The following is a 12,144-nucleotide window of genomic DNA, read 5'->3' as shown; positions in this document are numbered from 1 at the left end:
TCCCTTCATATCTAAACTTGCAAATGAAGCCATCGTGTGAATTCTTGTTGCTTAACCTCATCTAAATACTCATCAGATAAAATGTGTTGTAATAACTCCTGTTTCCTAGATGGCTCGATTGATAATCGTTTAATTAGTTGTCTACTTTCATATAAAAAATCAATATACATTTCATATGATTCATCGTACATATCGCTTATTCTTGAAATAATTTTTTTATTCAATTTAGGACTTGCTCCATTGGTTGACACGCTAATAGAAAGTTTTCCACGTTTTAAAATACTTGGAATCGTAACATTTCCAACTTGGGCTTTCGAAGCATGATTACACAATGCATGATGAGGAACACTTTCTAACACCTTTGTATTGACGTCGTTATTATTTGTGGCAATCACTACAAGGTCGGCATGTTCAACATCTTGTGGCTCAAATTCTTTTTGACTCCAAGTGATATTTTCGTTATCTAATAATTCTTTTAAAGTTGTTGAAATAGTAGGACTAACAATATGAACATCAGCACAATATTCGATTAAAGTTGAAGCTCTTTTGGTTGCAACTTTTCCGCCACCTACTATGACAATCGATTTCTGGCTTAAATCAATCATGAGCGGCATATGGTTCATATTGTCGTCCTCCTATATTAGATATTTTTCAAATTATGGTAATGTCATTTCAACATCTGATACTTGTTCTTTGAACCAGCTAATTTTTTGGCGCATATTTACAACATCACCAATCACAATCATTGCAGGATTTTTGATTTCAGATGCACGTTGTACAATGCTACCTAATGTTCCAGTGACTGTTTTTTGAGAAACTGTTGTCCCTAAATGTACTAACGCTACAGGTGTATCTACTGACTTACCATGACGCACTAATAGTTCACAAATTTCAGGCAAACGTTTTACACCCATATAAATACACAATGTTTCAGGACCATGCGCTAAATGTTCCCAATATGCTTCTTTCGTCATACCTGGTTTATTCACAGCTGTAACAAACGCAACTGAGGAACTATAATCTCTGTGAGTAACAGGAATTCCTGCATAAGCAGGAGCTGCAATTCCTGATGTAATACCAGGAACAACTTCAAATGGAATTTGATTATCCGCTAATATCTCTGCTTCTTCACCACCACGTCCAAAAACGAAAGGATCGCCACCCTTTAATCGTGTAATGGTATGACCTTTTTTCGCTAAATTCACTAACATACGATTTGTTTCCTCTTGTGGCAATGAATGCTTATTTGGATCTTTACCACAATAGAAGAACTTTGTGTTGGGTTTTGCAAAATCTAAAATCTCTTTATTTACTAAGCGATCATATAAAATCACATCTGACGCTTGAATCGCTTTCATACCTTTTACAGTTATTAAATCAGGATCACCAGGTCCTGCACCTACAAGATAAACCTTTCCCATCTTATCACCCCGTTCGCCTTCTATTTCTTTAAAAAATCAGCTGTGAAAATCTCTACCATCATGAACTTTAGCTACTACACCCGAACGAATAACGAAGTCACCGAAATGTTCACCTTCGAGACGTGATTTTCCATAATCCATTAAAATTGGTCTTAAGCTTTCAAGGATTTCCTTTTCATCGATGTTTTCTTTGTATAGTTTATTTAAGCGATCACCATTAAAGCTTCCGCCTAAATACATATTATATTTGCCAGGCGCTTTACCAATAAATGCAATCTCAGCTAATGCAGGTCTTGCACAACCATTAGGACAACCTGTCATACGTATAGTAATCTCTTCTTCACTAATACCAGCTTCATCTAATAAATCTTCAATTTTAGATAATAGCGTTGGTAAATAACGTTCTGATTCAGCCATTGCTAAACCACAAGTTGGAAATGCTACACAAGCCATTGAATTACGTCTTAAACCACTATAATTTTTACCATCAGTTAAACCGTATTTATCAATAAGAGATTGAATATCTGCTTTTTTCTCTTCAGTTACATTAGCAATAATTAAATTTTGATTTGGAGATAATCTAAAATCACCAGTATGTGTTTCTGCAATTTCTCTTAACGCCGTTTTTAACTTATAGTCTTCTGTATCTTTTACACGTCCATTTTGAATGAATAATGTATAATTCCATACACCTTTTTCACCTTCAATCCAACCTAAACGATCGCCATTATGTTCAAATTTAAATTCACGAGCTTCACTGATTTCCCAGCCTAGACGTGTATTTAATTCTTTAACAATATTGTCTACACCAAAACGATCTACTGTATATTTAAAACGTGCATTTTTACGATTTGAACGATTACCGAGATCACGTTGAATTGTAAGTAATGCTTCACATACATCTATGACTTTATCTTTAGGAATAAATCCAGCAATGCGTCCTACTTGAGGGTATGTATCTGGATTACCATGCGTCATACCCATGCCACCACCAATAGACACATTAAATCCAACGAGTTCATCATTTTCTACAATTGCAATTAAACCAATATCTTGTGAAAATACATCAATATCGTTTGATGGTGGTACGGCAATACCAATTTTAAATTTACGTGGTAAATATTTTTCCCCGTACATTGGTTCTACTTCTTCTTTAGAATCAAGCACTTTCTCTCCATCTAACCAAATTTCATGATAGGCATTCGTTTTAGGTAATAAATGATCACTGATAGCTGTAGCATAATCAAGTATTTCTTTATTAATATTTGATTGATATGGATTTGGGTTACACATTGTATTACGATTGACATCCCCACATGCTGCAATCGTATCTAACACTGATTCATTAATTTTTTTCATAGATGATTTTAAATTTCGTTTTAAAATACCATGAAATTGGAATGTTTGACGTGTTGTTAATTTCAATGTATGATTCGCATAATTATTAGAAATATCATCCATTGCAATCCATTGTTCAGGTGTTGCTTTACCTCCAGGTAGTCGCACACGAATCATGAAAGCATATGCAGGTTCTAATTTTTGTTTACGGCGTTCATCACGTACATCTCGGTCATCTTGTTGATAGCTCCCATGAAACTTAAGTAATTTGGTATCATCATCAGAAATAGCACCAGTTAAAGGATCTGCTAAGCCTTCTTCAATCGTACCGCGTAAATAATTACTTTCAGTTTTTAAATGTTCTAACGCATCAAGGTTTTCATTTAACTCATCAGCAATTTGTTTAATCGTTTTAGCCATTCACTCTCCACCCTTTCTTTAGTACACGTCACGTTGATAACGTTTATCTTTTTTCATTTGTTTTAAGTAGCTTTCAGCATCTTCTTCAGTTAAATTTTGTTCTTTCACTAATACATTGCGAATAGCTTGATGTACATCTTTAGCCATATTTTTTTCATCACCACAAATATAGATTGATGCACCTTTTTCTAACCACTCATTAAATTCTTTACTATGTTCAGCAATGCGATGTTGTACATATACTTTTTGATCTGTATCACGTGAGAAAGCGACATTCATTTTTTCAAGAAAACCATCTTTTAACCATTCTTGCCATTCTGTTTGATATAAGAAATCAGTAGTAAAGTGTTGATCGCCGAAGAATAACCACGTATTACCTTTATAACCATATTCTTCACGTTCTTGCATATGTGCTCTAAATGGCGCAATTCCTGTACCAGGTCCTATCATAATAACAGGCGTATCTCCATTTTTAGGGAATTTAAAGTTTGGATTACGTTTAAGATAAATTGGAACAGTATCTCCTGGTTGAATACGTTCAGCAAATTGAACGGAACATACACCTGAACGATCTCTACCGTGTGTATTATATCTTACTGCACCAACCGTAATGTGAACTTCATCAGGTAATGATTGATAACTACTTGATATAGAATATTCTCTAGGAGGTAATTTTCTAAGGATTTGATATAAATCTTCAGGTTCTAATTCTTCAGGTGGGAAATCATTGAGTAAATCAATAAAATCTCTACCTTCAATATAATTTTGTATCCACTCACTATCTTGAACTTTGTCTTCTAACGCTTCATTATCAAAATATGCTGCTGCATTTTGAAGTAATGGTCTCGTTAATTTTGTAATTTCAAAGTAAGATGTTAATGCTTCTTCTAAAGAAATCGTATCTCCATCTTCTGAGATTTGAATTTGATCTCCCGGATCCCATCCTAATGTACTCATCAGTAATTCAACTAAAGCTGGATCATTTTGTGGTAAAACGACTAAGCAATCTCCTACTTCATATTCTTCACCAAAATTATCTAATAAGAATTCAATATGACGTGTTTCTTTATTAGATCCTCTACCATTTAAATTAATATTTTCTAATACTTCAGCTTGGTATGGATTCGCTTTTGAGTATTTTTTCTCTTTCGCAGATTTAATTGATTCACTTACAACTTGTTCACTTTGTGTACCTTCAGGTGCTGAGTCAATAGTATTAATGACATTAGCCATCCATTTTTCGGCATCTTCTTCATAATCCACATCACAATCAACACGTTCATATAATCGTTCGGCACCAAGTTCTTCAAGTTTTTTATCAAAATCTTTACCTGTTTGACAGAAGAACTCATAAGTTTGGTCACCTAATGCAAGTACTGAAAATCTTACTCCCTCTAATTTAGGAGCTTTTCTACCATGAATAAATTCATGTAATTCGGCTGCATTATCTGGTGGATCTCCTTCACCTTGTGTGGAAGTAATAATAAATAAATCTTCAACATTTTTAAGATTTTTAGATTTAAATTCATCCATGGCTTTTAACGTTACATTATGTCCAATATTTGAAAGACGTTCTTCAAATATTTCTGCTAAACCTTGCGCATTTCCTGTTTCTGAACCATATAATAATGTAATCGCTCGTTTTTCAGGTTGAATTGTTGGTTCATTTTGTTGAAGCATTGTTTCAGTATCCTTTGAAACAGCTCCTATTTGTGAACCTTGTGTGTCAGATGTTCCTGATGTAAGTTGTTGATTTGCGACTAAATAGCCACTTAACCATACTTTTTGTTCTGGTGTAAGTGTCTGTAATAATTCATTAATTTGTGTGGCTTGTCCTTCAGTAAAAGGACTATTGGTAACACTTAGATTCAATTCATCCACCTCTATCATTTCAATCTTTATTTTATTTTAAAATACTTACTATCTCTATATTATGTAATCTATATTCGACTTTCCAGTAAAAATCGAATATAGAATATTTTTAAATCCTTATCAGAATACTATGTTTTTTGTATAAAATTTTTTAAACCTTACATCACGGTTTATCTGCAACATGAAGTCCACATTCTGTTTTTTCAAAACTTGACCAACGTCCTGCTCTGGAATCATCTGAATTGAATACTGGCGCTGTACAAGGAATACAACCAATACTTGGATAATGCTGGTCATGCAGTTCATTATAAGGTAAATCGTGCTGTTTAATATAATCCCAAACGTCATCTTCCGTCCAATAAATTAAAGGACATACTTTAATCGATTTAAAACGTTCATCTTTATTAATGAAATTTGTTTTAGCACGAGTCGGAGATTGATCTCTTCGTAGTCCCGAAATCCAGGCAATCGCCCCACCTAGTACCTCTTCTAAAGGTTTAATTTTACGAATATAACAACATTGATTTGGATTATTTTTCCATAATGCAGGATTGTATTTCTCAGCTTGTTCTTCAAGCGTCAATTCTGGTTTCTTCATTTCAATACGTAACTTAGGAAAACATTCTTTTACTCTATCAATTAAATCGTATGTTTCTTGAAAATGTAAATCTGTATCTAAAAATACAATTTGAGCATCTGGTTTAATTTGATAAATCAAATTAATAAGTACCATGCTCTCTGCCCCAAAACTACATGAGTAAACGATATCTTCACCATACGTAGTATAAGCCCATTTTAAAATTTCATAGGCACCCTTTGTCGCGTCGTCAGTAGAAATGGAGTCAATAAATGGATCACCATCAAAACTCTCATACGTTATCTTTGATACTGACATAAACCTATGGTCCCTCCTCAGTATTTACAAATTTATTAATCTAATACCTATCAGAATTGTCAGAATAATATGCTAATACTTTAACGAGTTTCATATAGAAAGTCAAGAAAGTTTAGGGAATATTTGCTTTAAAATAAAAATACATTTTTTATTCGAACTAAAAAAATAATATTAATAAAAAAAGTGCAATATCCTATTATGGACTCGCACTTTTTTATTAATATTCTGGAACCGCAAATATAAGTCCCACCTTATCTCCATCTAAATATACTACAATTTCATAACCATTTCCTTTGATATTGTTATAAACAATATCTCTAAAATTTCTTTTATCATAATTATTGTAATGACTTATAAATTCTTCTTCACTTATATTATTTGGAGCAATTCCCACTGAAGTGACAATCTTTTCTTTAGAGTGTGGATCGTAATTAACTGCCAAATCTCCATACTTAATAGATTCATGATCCATACCATCAATATGAATTTTTCCTGTTGATTTTCCAACTATCCTCTCAACTTCCTTTTCAGTCATTCCTGGCTTTATCCCCATATATCCATTCAATGTATTTTTATGCATGAAATTTTCTAAGAAATCATCACTCATTACATTAATCTGTGGTGATTTCTTATTCTCTATCGTTTCTTTCCCTTCCTTATCAGGATCATTTGGAACTTTACCTTCTTCACTATCTTTTTTAGATACTTGATGCACTGGTGTATCTTTTTTAGGTGCATCTACTGGTCTGACAAAAAAGTAATAATACGTCGAACATGCTACGACAATCATTGCAATAACTAAAATGACAATTACAATAAAAGACCATTTTTTTCGCTTTGAATTAGTGATCATTTGATTTCTATATTGCTCAAATGCTTCTAGATCATTCCCACATTGATTACAAAAGCGTTGAGTTTCATGAATATGATTCCCACAACGTGGACAATATTTCATTTTATTACCTACTTTCACTTCTTGAGGTTAAATTCTTAGATGCTTGTGAACATGTTGATATCTGTTTTTATCTTTCAGCTAAGCACTGAATTTTTGCAATATGATTGCCATCAATATCAACTGCAACTAAATATCCGTTACTTTTATCATTGTTATAAATAATTTCAGTAGGTGTATAACTATCATATGAATAATAGCGACTTAAAAAATCATCTACTTTTACATTATCTGGGCTTACGCCTACTGCTATTACCTTACCTTCTTCATTATTAGGGCTATAATCTACTGTAATATTTCCATATTTCGTTGATTTCCATTTGAACCCTGGCACTTCCAATATGCCTGTAGGTTTACCTATTAATTTTTCAACTTCATTTTTTGTCATACCTACCTTAATACCATAATAGCCGTCTCTACAATCACTCTTTAAATATGTATTTTCAAAATCTTCGGACATCACATCAATATTTGGAGACTTCATACGTATCTCTTTATCATTTTTTTGTTTAGATTTTTTCTCTCCTTGTCTCACTGTCTTTTTGATGTCTTCTTTAGTTTTATGATGTGTGCTTGTCACTTCCTCACTCTTTACCATTTCTGGTTTCACAAAAAAGAAATAGTATGTTAAACCTCCAGAAATTAAAATAGCTACTATAAGTATTACGAATAAAATATATGGCCACCTTTTGTTTTTTTGAGATGCCGCACTTTCATATAATTGATTCTCTCTATATTGTTTAAAAACTTTTAAATCACTACCACATTTATTACAAAATGATTGACCTTCTTTAATTTGATTTCCACATTGTGGACAAAATTTCATGATGTTACCTACTTTCTTTCTTATGATGCACATAATTCTGTTCGTGTTGTAGGTTGTCTGTGTCTTAGTTTAATCCATTCACACTTATATTTATTCATTATTTTAAATGACTTTAAAGATGTTTTCTATAAATTTATTATATTATATAAAAAATAATAATGAAGTGTTTCTCACTTCATTATTACTAATTAGTTATTCTTTTCATAACGTACTTTTTGACGGTAACCATATGTGCTTTCTTTAATTAATTGATCATTAAGCAAACCTGCACCTATTGCTCCTGCAACAGTAGATATTGAGGTTGCAAACCAAGGAATACTTAAATAAAGTTGAACACTGGCTGGTCCTTTTAAACCTACTTGTTGTCCTAAGAATCCTGGAGGTAATAAAACCAGCTCTGCTATTAAGAATAATGAATATAAAATCATATAATATATAACAATGGCTATAAATAAAGTCATGATAGTTGTTAAATTATATAACATTACAATTCTTTTATGCTTAGCTTCTTTTGTAGATTCCCATAAACCATGGGATACCATTATCCAAACGAGCATACCTAAAATTGCCATGATGGAAATTCCAAATAATCGCCATACAGAAAAATCAAGACCCATATTCCACATGGTTGAAAAAATCAATCCGAATGCACCTGTCGTAAAAGCAATCGCTACAATATTACTTAAACTTGCCATCATATTCAGTGGGTTATTCGCAAAGGTCATCCCACTGACAAGTCGTATCATTCCAAGACTGCGTGAATTTGATAAATATCTTAAATGATTGTTTCCTGTTTCTTTTAAATGTACTTCTGTTTTCTCAATACGTGAAAAAGGAAATTGTTTATTGATTTCTTTCTTAACCCTATTATTGTCATCATAACCTATATGCGCTCTTTCAGAATAATGAAGTTCATTAATAATGGTTACGATAGCATGTTTAAAGCGATTCTTTACAGGACGCCATCCAAATGCAGGATATGAAAATATTGCAGCGCCATTTTTTTTATTAATATCTAAAGCAAGTACGTTTTGATGATAGAACATAGGTAAGTCTGTAATTCCTACAACATAATCCCATTCTCTTTTATTATGATAATCTTGAATTTTTTTGAATATTTCTTCCACACTTTCCGCAAAACCAGTAAGAGGATCCACCACGAGATCAACTTTCCAGTCACGTTGATGATTATCTTGTTCTGATAATATATTGGGTATGTCATTAATTAAACTTTGTGCTAATTTCTCTGTCACTCCTGGCGCCACAACGAGACCAATTAATTTTTCTTCACTCATGTTGTTTCCTCCTCTCTATGATCTTGTTTTTTATGTTCATCTTGTTGATTATCATTATTTTGTTTATTGGATGCACTTTCTTCAACTTGTTGATTTGATGCATCATGAGAAGATGATTGAGCTTGTTCTTTTTCTTTCTTCTCTTGTTCTGCTTCTTTATAACGATGATATTGTCGATACGAATAAGTAATCTGACGGATTTTCTCTTCATTCTCTACAGTAGACCCCATTGCCCCAGCAAGTAAACCTAGTGAAGATACAAACCATACTAATTTTACATAATTTATAAATGTAAAATGAGGATGTGCGCTGGTCCATTGATTAAATAAACTTGGTGGAACAAACAATGATACACTTATCGCTAATAAAAGATATAAAATAATATAATTTAAAAGTGTAATAATAAATAATGTGAATACGGTAGTAAAATTATAAATATAGCGATACACACGCTGTGACTTAGCCGTTTTACGTTCAATCAATTGATGTGCATAGAGTAACCAGCCTGTCATACCTAGGATAGCAATAAGCATAAGTATAATAAATCTTATTATGGAGTACTGTATACTCAGCTCCCAAGGCATGGAGAAAATCGATACATAAGTCCCAGTTGCAAAAGCAACTGAAATAATCTTTTTGAAATTAAAAATATTTTTCCATGGTTCATTTGCTCGTGTTAACCCTAAAATAAGTTGAATCCAACTGAGAATAAACCATCGATGAATATAACGTTGCTTTGGCGTTTCATCTTCATTTGGTTCTACTGCTTTAGGATGTATAAGAGGATGAATCTTGGGAGCCACTCTTGAAGTTGAATAATACAATTGTTCAATAATAGAAGTTAAACTATTTCTTAATTTTCGTCGTAGGTCTATCCAACCTAATGAAGGTAAAGATAGCATCGCTACTTGTTTATCATTATTAAAATCACTAATCACTACTTTATTTCCAGAAATACTTGGTAAATCTGTAATACATACAACAAAATCCCAATCATGTTTCTCTTTCATTTTTGCCGCTTTATCAATACTTTCATGTACATCTTCAGCTGAGCCAATCATTAAATCAACGTGGAGCTGAAATACCCATTCTTGTTGATCATTCACACGTTGATTCAGCTGTTCTTTTACATCTGGAATAACAGCTTCTACGTGTTTATGAGATACACCCGGTGAAGGTATCAAACCGATTTTGTGCATTGTGTTATCCTCCTTTCTTTATAAATATATAAAGTAAGGTGTACGTCGAAAAAGTCTACTCTTTTCAAACGTACACCTATTTATAAATGATTATTTAGCAAGTACAAGTGGTGAAAAGATAATGTAAGCAAGTACTACTAAACCTAGAACAATACCGCCTGTAATATAACGATATTTCCAAGGTGTAAGATCCACTTTAGCTTTATTAGTATTTAAGTCAAACGTATTGGAAGGTTTAAATTTATTAAAGACAAGTATAATAGCTAAATCAATAAAGAACATAAAACTAAAAGTATATAAATAATTTAATTGTGGCACCATAAAACTAATTGCAGCATATAACACAATGTGTGTAACTAAAGCTACTTTAGCGCCTAGTTTAGATGTGTGCTTAGAATAAAATGCAACTAAGACCAATGCAAGTACTGGCATACTATATACACCATTGAACTGTTGCACAATCGCATATAATCCACTTGGGAAAAGGGCAATAAGTGGAGATATACCTACTACAATAATGCCAATCACAACTGTCGCGATATGACCGACACGTGCAATATGTTGATCTGAAGCACGCTTACCAAAAATAGGTTTATAAAAGTCTAAAGTAAAGAGTGTTGTTGTACTGTTTAATGATCCAACAAATGAACTTAATATGGCTCCAAAAATAACTGCTCCGAATAAACCATAGCCCCAATCAGGTAAAATCGCCTGAATCAATGCAGGATAAGCATTATCATTAGATGTTATACCCCCATTGAAATAATTATATGCAATAACACCAGGAATCACTGTAAAAATAGGACCAAATACCTTGAATAAACTTAAATATATCGCACCTTTTTGTGCTTCTTTTAAATTCTTACCAGCTAAGGCTTTTTGTACAATCATTTGGTTCGCACACCAAAAGAATAAATTATTAAAGAACATACCAAAGAATAATGTTGGCCATGGAACAACATCTGAATCAATGGCCCCAAAAGCGTTTAGTTTTTCAGGCGTACGTTGGACCATGTGGTCGAATCCTTTTACAAAATTCCCATCACCTAAATGATGTAAACCTAAAATTGTAATAATCAAACCACCTATAATTAATCCGACACCATAGATTGAATCACTAAATGCGCTCAGTGACAAACCACCGATGAATAAGTAGATAACACCTACTGCACCAATGACAAATGCAATAATAATCGTTGCTGTGGCATCACTTACTCCTAAGTATTCCCCAATACTAAACATTTTATTAAATACTAATGAACCAGAATATAAGACAACTGGTAAAAATGATACAACATAAGTGAAAATAAATAATATAGAAACGAAACGTTTAGTAAAGGTACCATAACGCATTTCAAGTAATTCAGAAATGGTATCCACACCGTACCTTAAATATTTTGGTAAGAATATCCATGCAAGTAAGACAACTGCTACAGCAGCTGTGACTTCCCAAGCCATCACTTCCATACCCTTACCATAACTTTGACCATTCTGCCCTACAATTTGTTCTGTAGATAGGTTAGTCATAATAATCGTTGAGGCAATCGTAAATCCTGTTAAACTATTGCCTCCCATAAAATAGCCATCTGCACTATCAGTCTTTATTTTTTTTGAACGCCAGAACGCATAAAGACTGACCCCCATAACAACGGCTAAAAATAAAATAATTGCTAGCCAATTCATAATACGTGTCGCTCTCCTCAATATTTTATTTGCAAAAAATAAAAACGTTAAATCTTCATTCAACGTTAAACTGTTTATTACTTATCCTATAAAGCACCTATTTAGTGTAACTTCTATTTTAACCACGGTATATCTGATTTTCAATCATATAATTGAAAATTATTATAAAAATAAATTATATAAATTTTTATTTTTATATTCAAATAAAAAAGTAATCAATATATTCTTTAATGGAAGCGCTTG

At 32.6% G+C, this 12,144-nt stretch carries 10 protein-coding genes; all 10 read right to left on the bottom strand.

Annotated elements, in window-relative coordinates; genetic code table 11:
* Positions 1-11: 11 nt before the first annotated feature.
* The 10 genes from HMPREF3131_RS00600 to HMPREF3131_RS00555 all read right to left on the bottom strand — a co-directional run bounded on the left by HMPREF3131_RS00600 (position 12) and on the right by HMPREF3131_RS00555 (position 11,901).
* Positions 12-623: an NAD(P)-binding protein gene (locus HMPREF3131_RS00600; RefSeq protein WP_017175452.1), complete on the bottom strand. Its 612-nt coding sequence runs from the start codon at positions 621-623 to the stop codon at positions 12-14.
* Positions 624-656: 33 nt separating this feature from the next.
* Entirely contained in the window at positions 657-1,421 is a 765-nt protein-coding gene (gene cobA / locus HMPREF3131_RS00595; RefSeq protein ID WP_048761808.1) for a uroporphyrinogen-III C-methyltransferase, read from the bottom strand.
* Between the two features lie 36 nt (positions 1,422-1,457).
* A complete protein-coding gene (gene cysI / locus HMPREF3131_RS00590) occupies positions 1,458-3,179 on the bottom strand; it encodes an assimilatory sulfite reductase (NADPH) hemoprotein subunit (RefSeq protein WP_070436320.1) in 1,722 nt (573 codons plus the stop codon).
* A gap of 18 nt (positions 3,180-3,197) precedes the next feature.
* Positions 3,198-5,051 carry an assimilatory sulfite reductase (NADPH) flavoprotein subunit gene (locus HMPREF3131_RS00585; RefSeq protein ID WP_017175455.1) on the bottom strand — a complete coding sequence of 618 codons (1,854 nt, stop codon included), beginning with the start codon at positions 5,049-5,051 and terminating at the stop codon, positions 3,198-3,200.
* A 163-nt stretch (positions 5,052-5,214) separates the two neighbouring features.
* Entirely contained in the window at positions 5,215-5,946 is a 732-nt protein-coding gene (locus HMPREF3131_RS00580) for a phosphoadenylyl-sulfate reductase (RefSeq protein ID WP_017175456.1), read from the bottom strand.
* Between the two features lie 217 nt (positions 5,947-6,163).
* Complete coding sequence (locus HMPREF3131_RS00575; RefSeq protein ID WP_049420725.1) at positions 6,164-6,901, bottom strand: zinc-ribbon domain-containing protein; 738 nt, start codon at positions 6,899-6,901, stop codon at positions 6,164-6,166.
* A 67-nt stretch (positions 6,902-6,968) separates the two neighbouring features.
* Positions 6,969-7,724, bottom strand: coding sequence for a zinc-ribbon domain-containing protein (locus HMPREF3131_RS00570; RefSeq protein WP_049414253.1), 756 nt, complete (start codon positions 7,722-7,724; stop codon positions 6,969-6,971).
* A 188-nt stretch (positions 7,725-7,912) separates the two neighbouring features.
* Positions 7,913-9,019, bottom strand: coding sequence for a hypothetical protein (locus tag HMPREF3131_RS00565; RefSeq protein WP_017175457.1), 1,107 nt, complete (start codon positions 9,017-9,019; stop codon positions 7,913-7,915).
* Positions 9,016-10,218 (bottom strand): 5,10-methylene-tetrahydrofolate dehydrogenase, encoded by a 1,203-nt coding sequence (locus tag HMPREF3131_RS00560; RefSeq protein WP_037541500.1) that lies wholly within the window; start codon positions 10,216-10,218, stop codon positions 9,016-9,018. Before HMPREF3131_RS00560 ends, HMPREF3131_RS00565 begins: the two co-directional genes overlap by 4 nt.
* A gap of 90 nt (positions 10,219-10,308) precedes the next feature.
* Positions 10,309-11,901, bottom strand: a complete 1,593-nt coding sequence (locus HMPREF3131_RS00555; protein WP_017175459.1) for a solute:sodium symporter family transporter — start codon at positions 11,899-11,901, stop codon at positions 10,309-10,311.
* Positions 11,902-12,144: the final 243 nt, after the last annotated feature.

This window comes from Staphylococcus sp. HMSC14C01 (assembly GCF_001808085.1).
GTDB lineage: Bacteria > Bacillota > Bacilli > Staphylococcales > Staphylococcaceae > Staphylococcus > Staphylococcus hominis.
The sequence above is the reverse complement of the archived record's forward strand: the minus strand, read 5'-3'. Positions and strand labels throughout refer to the sequence as shown.